The following is a 16216-nucleotide window of genomic DNA, read 5'->3' on the forward strand; positions in this document are numbered from 1 at the left end:
TGATGCGCCAGGACCCTTGCCTTGTCAATCCGGCGCCTGTCGAGCGTTGTCAGCGGCATTCTCCGCCGGCGGCGGGGGCGGCGTCCTTGTCCTGGCGCAAGTGGCGGCCGCAATAGGCCAGCATCGCTTCGGTCAACGCCTGCGACAGCCGCGACTCCACCCGCCAGTGGTGCCAGTAAAGCGGGATGTCCAGCCATTGGCCGGGAAACAGGTCCACCAGCCGTCCGCTGGCCAGGTCGTCGTCCAGCATCAGCTCCGGCAGCAGGCAATACGCCAGCCCCTGGCGGGTCAGCTCGACGAAGCCTTGGGCGGTGGGCACCGTCATGCAGGGGAAATGGCCCTGGTAGCCGGCGGCCTGCAGCAGGAATTGCCCGTGCACGGCGTCCTTGCGGCTGAAGATGATGCTGGGCGCGCGCGCCAGCGCGGCATGGCTGACGCCGTCCGGAAAGTGGCGTTCGGCGAAGGCCGGCGTGGCCAGGCAGCGGTAGCGCATGGCGCCCAGATAGTGCTGGATGCCGCTCTGGATCGGCACCGGCCGGGTGCTGACGCAGCCTATCACATGGCCGGTGCGCATCAGTTCGTGAGTGTGGTCCTGGTCGTCCACCACGATGTCCAGCAGCAGGTCGTTTTCTTCCAGCGCAGGCGCCACCGCCTGCAGATACCAGGTGGCCAGGCTGTCGGCGTTGACGCCCACCGCCAGCGTGGTGAATTCGCGCTGCCGCGGCGCCGGGCTCAGCTGCCTCAACAGCTGGTTTTCCATCAACATCAGCTGCTGATGGTGCTGCAACAGCTGTCGCCCGGCCTCGGTGGGCTCGGCCGGCGAGGTGCGGGTCAGCACCGGTTGGCCAAGCTGTTCTTCCAGCTGGCGTATGCGCTGGGATACGGCCGACTGGGTCAGAAACAGCTTTTTCGCCGCCTTGTCGAAGCCGCCGGTTTCCGCCACCGCGGCCAGAGTCTGCAATTGTCGGGGATCAAGCACGAAACGCTTTCCAATGCCGCTAAAAAATAATTATCTGGTTAATAATGCCCGTGGACTTGCTTAAAAGCCAGCGCCGTGGCATTTTGGCAGGCTTCGGCGCAAGGCGCTTGCGCCGACAATAATCGCCTGCTTTCGGGCAGGCGGGCAAGACAGCAAGGAGGGCGCGTGCCGGCAGGAGCGCGCCCTGGCCACGACAGGCGCAGAAAACAAGATGCAGACGGATAATATGGCGCTCCTGGCAGGCATGTGCCGCTTTATCGGGATCCGGACCGAACACCTGGCCGCGTTGTCGCTTCAGGCCGACGCCTGTCTGGCGAGGAGCGAACTGCTGGCCAAGGAGCTGTACTGGCATTTGCTGAAGAGTCCGCAGGAGGCTGAGCCGTTGCAGCGGCACTACGGCGAGGCGATGGAAGCCCTGGCGGCGCGCCTGCTGCGGGAGTGGGAGGCTTTGCTGCGCGACCCGCTGGACGAAGGCGGCGCGCGCAAGCTGGCCGAGCAGGGCGAGCTGTATTGCCAGTTGGGCGTGAGCCTGGGCTGGCTGTTTGGCCTGTACGAGCGTTGCCAGACGCACCTGCTGGCGAGCCTGGCGGCCGTGCCCGGTGCCGCCGGCCAAGAGGGGCTTTCCCGCCTGCTGCGCAAGCGCATCCTACTGGACCAGATGCTGAAAATCCACGGCTACCAGCGCTTCCTGCATGGCGAGGCCGCGCGGCGGCGCGGGCACTTCCAGACAATGTCCAGCCTGTACGCCACCCTCAGCGGCGTCAGTCTCGCGCTGGCGGAAAGCCCGGACCGGCGCGCCTTGCTGCAGGCCGTATGCGACGTCTGCGTGCGCGAAGCCAAGTTCGGCATGGCCTGGATCGGCATGCTGGATCCGACCCGCCGCCATGTCCAGGTGGCGGCGCTGTCCAATTGCGGCATGACGCCGCTGACCAATGCCCCGAATGTCTCGGGCGACCCCGACAATCCATATGGACTCGGCCCCAGCGGCCGCGCCATCCGCAGCCGGGTGGTCCAGGTGGTGAACCACGCCAGGCGCGACGCCTCGCTGCAGCCCTGGCAGTCGGAATTGCGCCGCCACGGCATCAACAGCTTGCTGGTGGCGCCTTTGCTGGTCCGCGGCGAAGTGGTGGGCACCTTGTCGCTGTATTCGCGCGAGACCGCTTATTTCGACCAAGCGAAACTGGCGCTGTTCGATGTGATGGCGCGCGAGATAGGCCGCGCGCTGGAGCGGCTGGACGCGCTGGAGCGCAGCCACCGCGCCGAAACCGAACTGGCTTTCCTGGCCCGCCACGACGCGCTGACCGGCCTGCCCAACCGCAGCCAGATGCAGGAGTTGATCGCCAGGCTGCTGCAAGCCCGCTTCAACGACGGGCAAGTGGCGGTGATGGCCATCGCGGTGGAGGGTTTCCACGACATCAACGCCAGGCTGGGCTATGACGGCGGCGACGCGGTGCTGTGCGAGATGGCGCGGCGGCTGCGCCAGGCCATCTATCCGTTCGGCTACGTCGGCAGGGTGGGCGCGTCGCGCTTCATCGCGTGCTCGGAGCGGATCGATCAGCTGCAATCGCTGGCGGATGCCGTGCTGCAGAGCCTGCCGCGGCCGGTGGACGCGATGGGGGTGGCAGTGGAAATGCGCTGCAGCGTCGGCGCAGCGGTGAGCAGCCCAGGCCCTTGCGACGCCGCCGCGTTGTTGCGGCGCGCCGACTTGGCGCTGACCCGGGCCAAGGCCCAGGGCGGCGGCCATTTCCGCCATTACGACGCGGCGATGGATGAGGAAATCCACAAGCTGCACGCGCTGCGCAGCGCTTTCGCGCTGGCGATAGCGCGCGGCGAGCTGATGCTTTACTACCAGCCCAAGATCAATCTGCAAAACCACCGGATAGAAGGCGCCGAGGCGTTGGTGCGCTGGACGCGCGACGGCCAGCTGATCGCGCCGGGGGAGTTCTTCCCAGCGATAGAAAACACCGATCAGATGCGCGAGCTGGACTGGTGGGTGCTGCGCGAAGCGGTGCGCCAGGCTTGCGAGTGGCGCCAGCAGGGGCTGCCGATGCCGGTGAGCGTCAACCTGTCCGCCGCCACCATCAAGCACGACGATTTCCTGCGCACGCTGGAAGCGCTGTTGGAGGCCAATCCGCTGCCGGCCGGCTTCCTGGAGTTGGAGGTGCTGGAAAGCGTCACCCAGCAGGAGGCGGAGCAGATCACTTCCAAGCTGGAGCGCTGCCGCGACCTGGGCCTGTCGATCGCGCTGGACGATTTCGGCACCGGCGCCTCGTCGCTGGTGCATCTGCAGCAGTTGCCATTCGACACCATCAAGATCGATCAGCGTTTCGTGCGCTTGTTGCTGGAAATGCCGGGCAACGAAGCCATCATCCGCAGCATGGTGTCCTTCGCCCACTATACCGGGCGCAAGCTGGTGGTGGAGGGGGTGGAAAGCCGCGCCATCTGGAGCCGCTTGCTGGAGATAGGCTGCCATGACGGCCAGGGTTACGGCATTTCGCCGCCGCTGGCCGCCGCCGAGTTGCCGGCGTGGACCCGAAACTGGCTGCGCAAGGGTGCGACGGCAGATATTAATAATTCTTATGTATCATGATTTTTATTAGTTTTACTGAATGAAAATGCGCAGGTAGTCTGTAATAGAATAATTTTGGAGCAGACTGTGTTCAACTTCAGCGTATTTCTTTCCGCACTGGGCATTTCCTTCAGCCAGATCGTGGGCATCGGCCCGCAGAACGCTTACGTGCTGCGCCAGGGCATCGGTCGCAGCCATGTGGTGCCCATCATCCTGATTTGCATCGTGGCCGACATTCTGCTGATCGCCAGCGGCGTGCTGGGCATGGGCAAGGTGGTGGCCGGCATTCCCGGTTTTGTCGGCGTGGTCGCCTGGGGCGGCGCGGCTTTCATCCTGTGGCTGGGCTTCAAATCCTTCCGCTCCGCCTTTTCCGCCGGCGCGATGTCGCTGGAGGGCAGCGTGGAGCGCGACCGCAAGCGCGCCATCCGCACCATTTTGGCGGTTACGTTGCTCAATCCCTATGTCTGGCTGGATACCGTGGTGCTGATAGGCGGCGTGTCCTCGGTGTACGGCGAGCACGGCGCGCTGTCCTTCCTGCTGGGCAGCCTGTGCGCGTCGGTGCTGTGGTTCGGCGCCATCGGGCTGTTCGCCGGCAAGCTGGCGCCGCTGTTCCAGAAACCATCCAGCTGGAAGGTGCTGGATTGCGTGATCGGTCTGGTGATGCTGTTCACCGCGGCGATGCTGATCGGCAACTACGGCTTGTCCGCGCCGCTGCCGCTGTGATCCTGGGCCGGCAGGCAAGCCAGCAGCGCCTGTAGCGCGGGAAGCTCCTGCGCCTGCGCCGCGTGGCACAGGCCGACGCGGCGCGTCAACGTGGCGCCGGCCAGCGGAATGGGCGCAAGCCCGTCCGCGCCCGCCAGCAGTGAGGCCGGCAGCAATGCCAAGCCCAGTCCCGCCGCCGCCATGCGCGCGGCCAGCCGCAGGCTGCCGGCCTGTGCCGCCAGCGCCAGTTCCGGCGCCACCGCGCCATGCAGATCCAGCAGGCGCTGATGCGACGCGTGCGCCGGGCAGGTGACCCAGTCGGCGCCGGCCAGTTCGCTCATCTCCACCTGCCGCCGTTCCGCCAGCGCATGTCCGGCCGTAACCGCCAGCACAAAACTTTCCTCCCATAGCGGGACAAACAGCTCGTCCTCGCAGCGGCTGTCCTCCGCCGCCAGCCTGGCGTCGCCGACGCAGCCTTCCTCCACGCTGAGCAGAATGGCCGGCGAGGCCCGCGCGGCCATGGCGAGAAATGCTTCCAGCTGCCCGGGGCCGACATCTGCGTCCACGCCCAGGGTCAGCGGCAGGCAATCGTGCGGCTGGCGGAACATCCGCGCCAGCGCCTCGGCCTGGGCCACCAGCCGCCTGGCCTGCGGATACAGCAGCCGGGCTTCCTCGCTGACCTCCACGCCGCGCGGCAGCCGTTCGAACAGCTGCGCGCCCAGCGCCTCTTCCAATTGGCGGATGGTGACCGACAGCGTTGGCTGGGTGACGAACAGCCGCTGGGCGGCCAGCGTGATGCTGCGTTCCTCGAAAACCGCGATGAAGGCCTTTAGTTGACGGATATCCATAGAAAATTTCGATGCCAGGTAGAGATTTTTATCATTTTTCAGAGCCGCACTGCGATGAATATACTCCAGCCATCAAAAACACATCGTATTTTTCTATGGAGAGCCCAATTATGACTAAAGCCCTGATCGTGATCACCGGCGCCAGTTCCGGCATCGGCGCCGCCGCCGCCAAACTGTTTTCCCAGCAAGGCCACCCGCTGCTGTTGCTGGCGCGCCGCATCGACCGCCTGCAGGCCCTGGATTTGCCGGACACCCTGTGCCGGCAGGTGGACGTGACCGATCGCGCCGCGATGCTGGCGGCGGTGGCCGAGGCGGAGGCCCGCTTCGGTCCGGCCGACGCCATCGTCAACAACGCCGGCGTGATGCTGCTGGGCGCGCTGGCGCGGCAGGACCCGGACGAATGGCAGGCGATGCTGGACGTCAACGTCAAGGGCCTGCTCAACGGCATCCACGCGGTGCTGGCCGGCATGCAGGCGCGCGGCCGCGGCAGCATCATCAACATCAGCTCGATCGCCGGGCGGAAAACCTTTCCCAGCCACGCGGCCTATTGCGGCACCAAGTTCGCCGTGCACGCCATTTCGGAGAATCTGCGCGAGGAGGTGGCGGGCAGCGGCGTGCGGGTGATCACCATCGCCCCGGGCGCGGTGGAGACCGAGCTTCTGGGCCACACCACCGACGAGGCGATCAAGGCAGGCTACCAGGAGTGGAAGCAGGGCATGGGCGGCGTGCTGGAGGCGCAGGACGTGGCCGAGGCCATCGCCTACGCCTATGGCCAGCCGCAGCGGGTATGCATCCGCGAGATCGTGCTGGCGGCGACCGGGCAGGCGGCCTGAGTCCGGATCGGCTTGACGGAAAAGGGGCGGCAATGGGCCGCCCTTTTTTTATTCAGTATCTGCAGAGATTGTCTGATCTTGATGTAAATAATACATTGACATATAACGAGCATATTGAATTGAATTTTTAGGCAAAATAATTCTTTCAAAATGATTTATTTATATCGCATAAACAAATCTCCCTGATGTAACAACCCAAGGAGAAAGAGATCATGACAAGGAAAATCTTCAACGCGGCAGCCCTGGCAGTGGCGATCGCGGGACAGGCGGCCGGCGCGCTGGCCATGCCGGTCAGCAACGCCTACATCCAGTCCAGCGCCAATGAGATCCGCGGCCAGCTCGGCTCGTACTCCCGCCCGACGGTGTATGTCGACCAGTCGGCCTGCGGCGAAGGCCAGGCCAGCGCGATGGCTTGCGGTCCGTACACCATCAGCGTCGGCGTCGGCTTCCTGCAGCAGCAGGAAAGCAGCTACGGCAACTACGTGGCCAAGTTCATCCTGGCGCACGAATGGGGCCACACCATCCAGTTCACCCGCGGCATCAACCGCCAGCCGCCGATGCAAGAGCTGCAGGCGGACTGCGTGGGCGGCACCTTCGCCAAGTACGCCGAGACCAATCTGCGCTACCCAAGCTTCATCGAAAACGCGGTGGCCTCCGCCCGCGACGCGGCCGACTACGCCGAGCACGGCACGCCGTCGCAACGCGACTACTACTCGCGCTACGGCTACGCCAACGGCCTCAACACTTGCCTGAACCGGATCTGACATGAGGGGCGCACCCTTGTTGCTCGTCGCCGCCGTTGGGACGGCGGTGGCGGCGGGCTGGCTATGGGGGCCCCGCGCGCAGGGGCCGGCGGCCGGGGCGACGCATGCGTCGCAACCGACTTCCGGCCCGGCGGCGGGACGGGCGGTGACGGCCGCGGCGCCGGCTGACGGCTTCAGCTTCGCGGTGGGCGGCAATCCCGCCGCCCAAGGCCAGGCGGCGCCGCCGCCGGAAACGCCGGCCGAGCGCCAGCGCAAGCAGCAGTTGCGCAAGCTGGGCTACCAGATCGAGGCGCGCTATTACCAGATGTCGCTGGCGCAACTGCGCGAGCTGGCGAAGCAAGGCAACGTGCAGGCCTTGACGCATCTGGCCGAGCGCTACCTGTTCCAGCTGGACGGCCATCCGGGCGAGCCCGGCTACGAGGCTGGCTTCCGCTACCGCGACGAAGCGCGCGAGGCGCTGCAGCAGGCCTACGCGCTGGGCAATATGCATGCGGCGGCGATGATTTCGGAGAGCTATCTGCTGGAAAAACAGCCGCTGGAGGCCGCGGCCTGGAACCAGGTGGCGCGCCGTTCAGGCGATGCGCTCAGCGCCGACTGGTTTCTGAAGACCAAGGACTACCAGGCGCTGACCGATCAGCAGAAGGCCGGCGCGGCGCAACGGGCGGATCAGCTGATGCAATCGCTCGCGCGGCGCAAACCGGCATAGGGCGGCATGCGCGGCGCTTCAGCGCGGCTTAGGCTTCGCCGCGGCGCCGCGCACCTCGAACTTCACCTTCTCCACGCTCTTGCCGTCGCCGGCGCGCAATTCCAGCCGATGCCGGCCCGGCCAGGGAAACCAGGCCAGCTCCACGCCATTGCCCAGCTTCTTGCCATCCAGCCACCACTGCGGCTTGGCGACGCCGCGCGCGCGCAGCACCATGCGCTGGTTGGCCGGCGGAATGTCCGGGTCGAGCGCGAAGATGCTGCCGTCCACCGGCGCGGCGATGCCCGGCGTCAGGTCGGCGGCGGAGCCCTTTTGCGGCACGATCAGCGCGCGCTGGGTGCCGGCCAGGAACCACTCGGTGCGCGGCGCGGCCACATCGCCCTGGTAACGCACGCGCTGGCGCGCCAGACCGGGCGGCGGCGCGGGAGGCTGCGATGGCGGCGCCGATTGCTGGGCGCGATCCAGCACCGTCTGCCACATCGGCGCCGCGCCATGCATGCCGGACACGTCCCACATCGGCTCGCCGCCGGCGTTGCCCACCCAGGCCGCCACCGTGTAGCGGCGCGAGAAGCCCACCGCCCAGTTGTCGCGCATATCCTTGCTGGTGCCGGTCTTCACCGCGCTCCAGTAACGGGTGGACAGCGCGCTTTCCAGCCCGAAGGTGAGCGCGCGCGCGGTGCGGTCGGACAGGATGTCGGCGATGATGAAGCTGCTGGCCGCATCCAGCAGCCGAGTCGGCTTCGCTTTGGCGTCGGCCAGCGTCCAGCGCGGCGGGCTGGCCAGGCCCTGGTTGGCCAGCGTGCGATAGGCGTTGGCCAGATCCAGCAGGCGGATGTCAGCCGCGCCCAGCGCCAGGCTGTAGCCGTAATAGTCGCCGTCTTCGGTCAGGCTGGCGAAGCCCAGCTGGACCAGCCGGTCGCGGAAGGCGTTGGGGGTGACCATTTCTATCGTCCGCACCGCCGGGATGTTCAATGACGACGCCAGCGCGGTGCGTACCGGCACCAGGCCCTTGAAATCTTTCGAGTAGTTTTGCGGCGCATAGAGTCCGGCGCCGGTTTGCAGGTTCAGCGGGCTGTCGTCCAGCAGCGAGGCGGCGGTCAGGTAGCGCTGTTGCAGCGCCATCTGGTAAAGAAAGGGTTTGAGCGAGGAGCCGGCCTGGCGCAGCGAGGTGACGCCGTCCACCTGGGCGGCATTGGACAGGCCGCGGCCGCTGGAACCCACCCAGGCCAGGATGTCGCCGCTCTGGTTGTCCAGCACCACCAGCGCGCCGTCCTGGACATTGCGTTGCGACAGCGCGGCCAGATGGCGGCGCAGCGCGGCGCTGGCATAGCGCTGCAACGGCAGGTCCAGCGTGGTGGCCACCCGGCTGCCGGCCGCCAGCTTTTGCCTTTGCAGCAGCTTTTGCGCGAAGTGCGGCGCGTCCTGTTCGGCCAGCGGGTTGGCGGCGCGGCTTTTGGCCAGCGCCTGCGCGGTGTGGACGGCGACGACGCCGCAGTCGGGCTTGCGGCCCATGTCCTGCAAAATGCGGCAGGCGCGGCCCGCCACCTTGTCCGGCGCGGCATTGGGCGCGCGGATCAAAGCCACCGCGATCGCAGACTCTTCCAGATTCAGCCCCGCCGGCAATTTGCCGAATAATGTGGACGACAACGAGGACAGCCCCACCAATTCGCCGCGGAACCCCACCAGATTGAGATAGGCCTCCAGAATCTCCGCCTTGCTCCAGTGCCGCTCCAGCCAGGCGGCGGACCAGGTCTGCCCCATCTTCTGCCATAGATTGCGTCCGCCCTTGCCGGCTTTCAGATCATCGTCCAGCAGGCCGGCCAGCTGCATGGTCAGCGTGGACGCGCCGCGGGTGCGGGTGTTCCACAAGTTGGCCCAGGCCGCCGCGGCCGCGCCGGACCAGTCCACTCCGCTGTGCTGGTAGAAGCGTTTGTCCTCGGACAGCACCAGCGCCTGGCGGAAGGCGGGCGAGGTGTCGGCCAGGCCAACCCAATCCTGCCGCCGCGCCTGCTTGTCCACCCTCAGCCGCTGCAGCACCTGGCCGTGGCGGTCCAGCAGCGTCACGTCGGACGGTTGCCAGGCGGCTTTCACTTCCTTGAAGGTGGGCTGCGCGCAGACGGGGGCGGAGAGGAGGGCGAGCAGGACGAGCGACAGCTTTGGCCAGCGGCGAGCCGAGGGGGCCGGCGCGAGCTTCCTGGCCGGTGCAATGTGATGGGATGAGTCGTTCAGCGGCATGGTGTGGTTTCGCGGGGCGGAGCGTCAGGCGCGTGCCTCAATAAAAATCGTAGTAGAGGGCCCATTGGCCAGTGGTTTTGTGCTTCCAGAACATCAGGCAGCCGTTGTCGATGATGTTGAGATGGATTTTGGAGTCGGACGCAATCTGGAAAACAAATTCAAAACCTTCGCCAAGATCCACGCCCGACTGGCAATAAGAAGGATAACCGCCAATTTTGTGTGTATAGGTGTGGCAGGTCAAATCGTAATAGCCAGCGATCTTGCCGGCTTTTTCCTGGCGGAGGATCTCACTCTCCAGCTCCAGAGGAATGTCGCCGCTGTCCCATAGCGGATAGTCCTCGTCGATGCGCTCCGCTTGCAGCGGAAAGGCTTTCAGGCTGGGGCCCTGAGGCAGGAAATCCTGGCGGATCAGCAAATCGCCATGCCCATATTCCCTGACGAGCCAGTTGGCCCCCATCGCTTCGAATGGTTCTGGCAGCGTGGCGGAAATGAATACCGTCAAAAGCCTGGTATCGGCAAGCCGCGGCGAGATGACAGGCAGAGCCGGAATGCAAAGCTGGGCTAGCGGCAGCATCGGCTTGCCCGCATCGTCGAGCGGAATGGCTTCGCCAGGCGCAAATAGTGACACCTTGCCCAGCCAACTTTCCGTTTCCTGATAAGTGGGGCGAAAGCCGCCGGCGGTCAGTTTGGCGATGGGTTTGGCCAGCAGGGTTTTGATCTGTTCGATGTCCATGGCCATGTCGGATGCGGTAGTGGTTTGCAGAGTGGAGGGCTTGGGCCTCGCCTCTGATTTTCTACCACGCGAACCGCACGGCATAGCGACCGGATCGGCGTCATAATGAAACAGGCCCCTCTTCGATTGCGAAGAGGGACCGTTCGCGTCATTGTCCGTCCATCACCCGGAACACCCCGTTCGGCGCCATGCCGAACACCTCCGGCGCGTACATCGCCTCCACCCGGGTGGGTGGCAGCTTGAAGGCGCCGGGATTGTTCAAACGCATCGTGTATTCCACCTTGAACTCGCCGCGTGGCACGTAGCTGTAGTAGGCGCGGTAGCCGGCGAAGCGGCGCTCGATGTAGTCGGCGTAGTCGCCGCCGTTGCCGGACTTGGCGTCGATGGCGGAGTCGCGGCCCAGGCCGCTGCCCTGAATCGCCGCGCCGGCCGGGATCGGGTCGTCCACCACCACCCAGCTCATGTCGTTCTGCGCGCGGATTTCCAGCGTCACCTTGACCACGTCGCCGGGCTGGTACTGGCCGCCCACCTTCTGGCTGACCGGCGTCAGCGTCTTCTTGATGCTGTAGCCGGCGTAGCGCGCGGTTTTCAGCGGGATGGCGGCTTCCGCCTGGATGGTGGCCCACGGCGCGCCGGAGCCGGCGTGCTTGAGCTGCAGGCTGGCCCCGCCAGCCGGCCACGGCAGCAGGCCCAGCTGTTTGACGCCTTCCTGCGGCCAGGCGAGGCTGAGGCTGGATTTGCCGAGCAGCGCGCTGGACTGGCCGCTCACCGGCGCGTTCTCAAACTGCCGGGAGAACTGCGCCACCGCCAGCGAGCCCCACATATTGGCGGTGGTGGTGTCCCAGTGGCCGCGTTGCTGGCGGGCGAGCAGGCCGGTCAGCAGGCGCGGCATGTCGGCCTGCCAGTCGGGCAGCTTGCGGACGGCCAGCAGCAGCTTGGCGGCGTTGACGTCGCCGTTGCCCATCAGCCACCAGGCGTTGTCGCCGGACTCGGTGCTGAAACCCATCCGGGTGCCCTGGTAGGTCAGGCGGGCGCGCAGCAGGTTGGACGCTTCGCTGATGCGGGCGGCGCGTTGCGGGATGTCGGCCGCGCGGTTCAGCAGCGACAGCCAGTCCACCAGCATCGAAGTGCTCATCTTCTGCGGATTGAGGTCCAGCACGTCCAGCATGGCCGGGCGGAAGCGGCCGTAGCGCGACAGCGCGTCCATCGCGGCCAGGCGGCGCGCGTCGGCGTCCTGGCGGTTGATAGGCAGATCGCGTTTGAGGCGGCCCTCGACGAAGGCGGACAGGCCGTCCAGCATCTTGCCGCGCGGACTTTCCGGGATTTCCATGCCGGCTTCGCCGGCGACGGCCAGCAGATAGCTGGTCAGCACGTCGCTGCCGCGGTCCGGCGCGCCTTCGCCCAGCGGGAAGTAGGCGGCGAGGCCGTTGCCGTCCAGATACAGCGGCAGCTCGCTCATCAGCTGATCCCAGCGCTTGCGGTCGGACAGGCCGAGCGCGATCGAGCTGCGCTGCTCCAGGCAGGCGTAGGGGTAGTCCTCGAACCAGCGGCGCACGCCGGGCAGGCTGTTGCCGAGCTTGGCCTGCAGGCTGACGCGGATGCCGCCGCGGCCAGGCAGCGCGCCCGGCGGCAGCGCCACCGGGATGGACAGCTCAGGCGATACCCGTTGCAGCGTGGCCTGTTCCACCGTCACCGGCACCGCCGGGTCGATCCGCTGGCTGATCGCCAGCTTGTCGGCGGCCTTGCCGTCCACTTGCTGGGCGCTGAACGTCCACTTCAGCTCCTTGATGTCGCTGGGCACGGTCACCGGCCAGCTCACCAGCCGCGATTCGCCCACCGGCAGCGCGAGCTGGCGCGCGGGCAGCGCCGGCAGGCCCGGCGCGCCGGCCTGCACCTTGATGTTCAGCGTCTTGTCGCCGCCGTTGCGCACGGTGACGCCGGCCTGGAACTGGTCGCCTTCGCGCGCCAGCGGCGGGATGCCGGACGTCAGCTGCAGGTCTTGCGTGACGTTGAAGCCGGCTTCGCCGGTGCCGAACTGGTCATTGCCGAGGTCGGCCGCCGCCACTAGGCGGAAGCGGGTGAGGGCATCGTTGATCGGCACCTTGACGCGGGCGCTGCCGTTCGCGTCCAGCGTCACCCGGGGCTGCCAGGTAAGCAGGGTATCCAGCAGCTCGCGGGTCGGCGCCTTGCCGCCGCCGCCGCCCGGCGGCAGCGATTTGCGGCCGTAGTGGCGCTTGCCCACGACTTCCAGCTGGGCGGTGGCGGTTTCCACGCCGTAGCTGTGCCGCTGGTACATCGCCTGCATCAGCTCCCAGCTGTGATTGGGCTGCAGCTCCAGCAGCGCCTCGTCCACCGCGGCGAAAGCCACTTCGGTGCCGGCCGGCGCCGGCTTGCCGTTGGGCAGCTTCACCTTGATGGCGACGTCGGCGGTTTCGCGGATGCCATAAGTTTTTTTGGCCGGCGTCACTTCCACGCTCAGGCGCTTGGCGGCGTCGCCGACCTGGATTTCGGCGATGCCGTATTTGAACGCCGGGCGCGACAGGTCCACCATCGCGGTCGGCGGCGCGTAGTCGCCGCCTTCGTTCCAGTAGGCGTCCCACCATTCCGACGGGCTCTTCCAGCCCCAGGTGAAGAAGGAATACCAGGGCACGTCGCGGATGCGGCCGCGCACGGCCAGCACCGAAACATAGACATTCGGCGTCCAGTCCGGCGCGATCTTCAGTTCGATCGACGGGTTCTTGCCTTCCAGTTCCACCACGCGGGTTTCCAGGATGCCTTCGCGTTCTATCGCCACCCAGGCGGTGGCTTTGCGGAAGGGCATGCGCACCTGGAAGCGGGCGGTTTCCCCAGGCGCGTAGCTGGTTTTTTCCGGCAGCACGTCGATGCGGTCGTTGTTGTCGACATCGAACCACAGCTCGTCGTGCTGGCTGACCCATACCGATTGCGAGCTGCGGGTGACGTTGCCTTGCTCATCTTTGGCTTCGGCGATCAGCTCCATGTCGCCGGCGTCTTTCAGACTCAGCTCGCAGTAGATCAGGCCGCGGCCGTCGGTGGTGCCGCTGCACACCTTGCCCTTGTCGTCGGTTTCCTCGTTGTGGTCCCAGGCGTAAAAGCCGCCCACCAGCCGTTTGCGGCTGGACAGGTAGCGATGCTCGCGCAGGGTGACCTTGATGTCCTTGCCCGCCAGCGGCTTGCCGGCGGTGTCCAGCGCCACGGCTTTCATCTGCAAGGCGCGGCCGGCGGTGATCCAGCTGTCCACGCTGATGCCCACCTGCACGGCGGACGGCCACAGCGCGATGCGGCGGGTGAGGGTCTGGGTTTCGCCGTTGGGATCGCGGTAGGCGGCTTCGGTCACCAAGTCGTAGCGGCGGTCCAGCTTGGGCAGCTTGTCGACGATGGCCTTGCCGTTGCCGTTGCCGTCCAGCTGGATGGCGGCTTTGTCCAGCACCACCTTGCCGTCCAGCGAGGCCTCGCTGTTTTCGCGGCTGCGCTGCGGCGGCGAGAAGCTGAAGTCGTCGTAGGCTTTCAGCCGCTGGTAGCCGTCGGCCAGCATGGCGCTGACTTCCACCGGCCAGCCTTTGGCCGGCCCGCCGTTGCCCCAGGACAGCGAAACATTGAGCGGCACCTGCACCGGGGCGATGCCGGCGTTCTTGGCGGTGGCGATGCGGCCGGTCATCGCCGGCAGGCGGAATTCCTCCACCCGGAAGCTGCCGCTTTGCAGCGAGTAGCCGTCCAGCTCCGGGCTGGACGGCTTGCCCTGGTCGGCCGGGCCGCGAGTGCCCTTGCGTTCCAGATACAGCGTGTATTCGCCCAGCTTGGCCTCCTTGGGCAGCGCGTAGCTGCTTTCGGCGTAGCGGCCCTTGCGCCAGGTCAGCGGCAGGCTGACTTCGTCGCCGCTGCCGTCGTGGACGATGCGCAGCTGCTGCGGCAGCTGGCCGGGTTTCAGCTGCGCCAGGCCCTTGCCGGCCTGCACCCGCAGCAGGTGCTTCATCGACACCGTTTCGCCGGCGCGGAACAGCGCGCGGTCCAGGATGCTGTGGGCGATGATGGCCGGGCCGTCGCCGCCCTGGGTCGGGAAGGGGAAGCGCCAGGACTCTATGCCGCGGTTCCAGCTGGAGCGGACGAAGGACACGTCTTCGTTGCCCTGCGCGTCCTTGGCGCGGGCGGTGACGAACAGGCCGGACAGCTCTTCGTCGGAGCAATCGCCGGCCGGCAGCGCGCTCTTGGCCAGCGCGCTGCCCTGGGCGTTTGTTGTGCCGCTCCATAGCGCGTTGCCCTTGCAGTCGTAGATGTTGATGCGGGCATTGGGCACCGGCTTGCCCTTGTCCAGCGTGGTGACCCAGACCGCGGCGTTTTCGCCGGATTTTTTCAGATGCACCGCCAGGTTGGTGACCAGCGCGGCGGTGCGCACGTACATCGGCTTGTTGGCGGCCAGCAGCGATTTGCCCAGCAGCCGGGACGACACCTCCACCACGTAGAGGCCCGGCTTGGGCAGCGGGATGCCCACCACCTCGAACGGCCACTTGCCGTTGCCGTCGGGCTTGGCCGGCAGCTTGAGCGGCACGGCGTCGCGGTTCTTGTTCAGCAGCGACACGCGCCGGCTTTCCACCGTCTTGTCCTTGCCGGCCGGCAGATTGCTCTCATGGTAGCGTTCCACCCTGGCCAGCCAGGCCATCATGTCGGCGTCGCGGCTGAGGCGCAGCGCCTGCCCGCCCAGTTGCACCGACTTGATGTTGAGGTCGCCCTCCACGCCGCGCAGCGTGATGGGCAGGGCGGCGTCGGCGCCGGATTCGATGATGCCGAACGGCGCGGCCGCGAACTTGGCCAGCGGCGGGTAGTCGGCCAGTTTGATCGGCAGCGGGAAGCGGCCGGCGTTGACCGGCTGCCGGCCCACTTCGTCGCGGAAGTCCTTGGGCAGCGCGAGGGTCAGGGTTGCCAGCGGCGGGAAGGGCGGCGCGAAGCTGACGTTGTCCACCGGCTCGCCCTTGTTGCGCTGCTCCGCTTGCGGCGCGCGCTCGGCGCCGCCGCCGGACAGCCGGATCGCCTGGGCCAGCTTGGCCGGCACCGGCGAGCTGAAATTCAGCGTGATCGGCTTGAACGGAATGCAGGCGCCTTTGGCGTTTTCGCGCTGGCAGCTCATGCTGGCGGCAAAGGCCGGCCGCACCTGGTATTGCTGCTTGTCCGGCGCGCTGGCGCCGCGCAGGTGCACCAGCGTCAGCTTGCTGTCCGGCGCCAGGCGCTGGTCGCAGCGCACGGTCAGCACGTTGGCGGCCTGTTTTTCCAGTTTCAGGTGTTTGAGCAGCGCGGCGCGGTCGGCCGCGGCCAGCGTTCGCACCGGAATGCGCTCGGGCAGGCTGGACGACTGGCAATACAGCGCCGCGGGCTTGACGCCGCTGGCGTTGAAGCGCAGCACGAAGGCCTGGTCTTCTTCGATGCGGCCATCCGAAGGCCAGCTTGCGGCGATGATGGGCTGGCCGGTGTAGAAGCGGTAGCTTTGGCCCGATGCTACGGCGTTGCCCTGCAGGTCCTTCAGGCCAGGCTTGGGGGTGAAGCGGCAATCAGTATTGGCCGGCGGAGTTTCGCGCACGTCCAGCGTCCAGGTCTTGTCGTCCACCCAGTGGCCCTTGCCCTTCAAGCCGCAGCTCCAGGCGAACGGCGCCGGCGCAGCGCTGTTGCCCAGCGCGATCATGCTGCTGTTGAAGGTGGCGCGCACCTGGGTGACTTCCTTCACTTCGCCTTGCGGGCTGAAGGTGGTGACTCCGGCGGCGGCGCAAAGGCCGGGCAGGAGCAGCCAGGCGGCGATCAGGCCTGGGCGCAGCGGTGTTTTCATGGCGTCACCATGGTGCGGAT

Annotated in this window: 10 protein-coding genes; 5 read left to right on the forward strand and 5 right to left on the reverse strand. The window is 66.8% G+C overall.

What is annotated here, in order from left to right; genetic code table 11:
• Positions 1-49: 49 nt before the first annotated feature.
• The gene (locus U6115_RS12540) at positions 50-979 is read right to left on the reverse strand and encodes an ArgP/LysG family DNA-binding transcriptional regulator (protein WP_043572321.1); all 930 of its coding nucleotides are present in this window, start codon (positions 977-979) and stop codon (positions 50-52) included.
• 211 nt (positions 980-1190) lie between these two features.
• On the opposite strand from U6115_RS12540, the gene U6115_RS12545 reads away from it, so the two are divergent.
• A complete protein-coding gene (locus U6115_RS12545; protein WP_043572318.1) occupies positions 1191-3569 on the forward strand; it encodes an EAL domain-containing protein in 2379 nt (792 codons plus the stop codon).
• A 66-nt stretch (positions 3570-3635) separates the two neighbouring features.
• The gene (locus U6115_RS12550) at positions 3636-4271 is read left to right on the forward strand and encodes a LysE/ArgO family amino acid transporter (protein ID WP_043572597.1); all 636 of its coding nucleotides are present in this window, start codon (positions 3636-3638) and stop codon (positions 4269-4271) included.
• Here the strand turns inward: U6115_RS12550 and U6115_RS12555 are convergent.
• Positions 4241-5098 carry a LysR family transcriptional regulator gene (locus U6115_RS12555; protein ID WP_043572316.1) on the reverse strand — a complete coding sequence of 286 codons (858 nt, stop codon included), beginning with the start codon at positions 5096-5098 and terminating at the stop codon, positions 4241-4243. The genes U6115_RS12550 and U6115_RS12555 overlap by 31 nt on opposite strands.
• Before the next feature lie 110 nt (positions 5099-5208).
• Here U6115_RS12555 and U6115_RS12560 point away from each other — a divergent pair, with 110 nt between their 5' ends.
• From U6115_RS12560 to U6115_RS12570, 3 genes are all read left to right on the forward strand, one after another.
• A complete protein-coding gene (locus tag U6115_RS12560; protein WP_043572314.1) occupies positions 5209-5931 on the forward strand; it encodes an SDR family oxidoreductase in 723 nt (240 codons plus the stop codon).
• Positions 5932-6143: 212 nt separating this feature from the next.
• A complete protein-coding gene (locus U6115_RS12565) occupies positions 6144-6695 on the forward strand; it encodes a neutral zinc metallopeptidase (protein WP_043572313.1) in 552 nt (183 codons plus the stop codon).
• Between the two features lies 1 nt (position 6696).
• Positions 6697-7401 carry a hypothetical protein gene (locus U6115_RS12570; protein ID WP_146008293.1) on the forward strand — a complete coding sequence of 235 codons (705 nt, stop codon included), beginning with the start codon at positions 6697-6699 and terminating at the stop codon, positions 7399-7401.
• Positions 7402-7419: 18 nt separating this feature from the next.
• On the opposite strand, the gene pbpC is transcribed toward U6115_RS12570, so the two are convergent.
• The 3 genes from pbpC to U6115_RS12585 all read right to left on the reverse strand — a co-directional run bounded on the left by pbpC (position 7420) and on the right by U6115_RS12585 (position 16196).
• Positions 7420-9633: a penicillin-binding protein 1C gene (gene pbpC, locus U6115_RS12575; protein ID WP_230623325.1), complete on the reverse strand. Its 2214-nt coding sequence runs from the start codon at positions 9631-9633 to the stop codon at positions 7420-7422.
• 37 nt (positions 9634-9670) lie between these two features.
• On the reverse strand, positions 9671-10366 hold the full coding sequence (locus U6115_RS12580; protein WP_043572591.1) for a DUF1963 domain-containing protein: 696 nt from the start codon (positions 10364-10366) through the stop codon (positions 9671-9673).
• Between the two features lie 148 nt (positions 10367-10514).
• Positions 10515-16196 carry an alpha-2-macroglobulin family protein gene (locus U6115_RS12585; RefSeq protein ID WP_043572308.1) on the reverse strand — a complete coding sequence of 1894 codons (5682 nt, stop codon included), beginning with the start codon at positions 16194-16196 and terminating at the stop codon, positions 10515-10517.
• Positions 16197-16216: the final 20 nt, after the last annotated feature.

It is taken from the genome of Chromobacterium subtsugae (assembly GCF_035919665.1).
Taxonomy (GTDB): domain Bacteria; phylum Pseudomonadota; class Gammaproteobacteria; order Burkholderiales; family Chromobacteriaceae; genus Chromobacterium; species Chromobacterium subtsugae.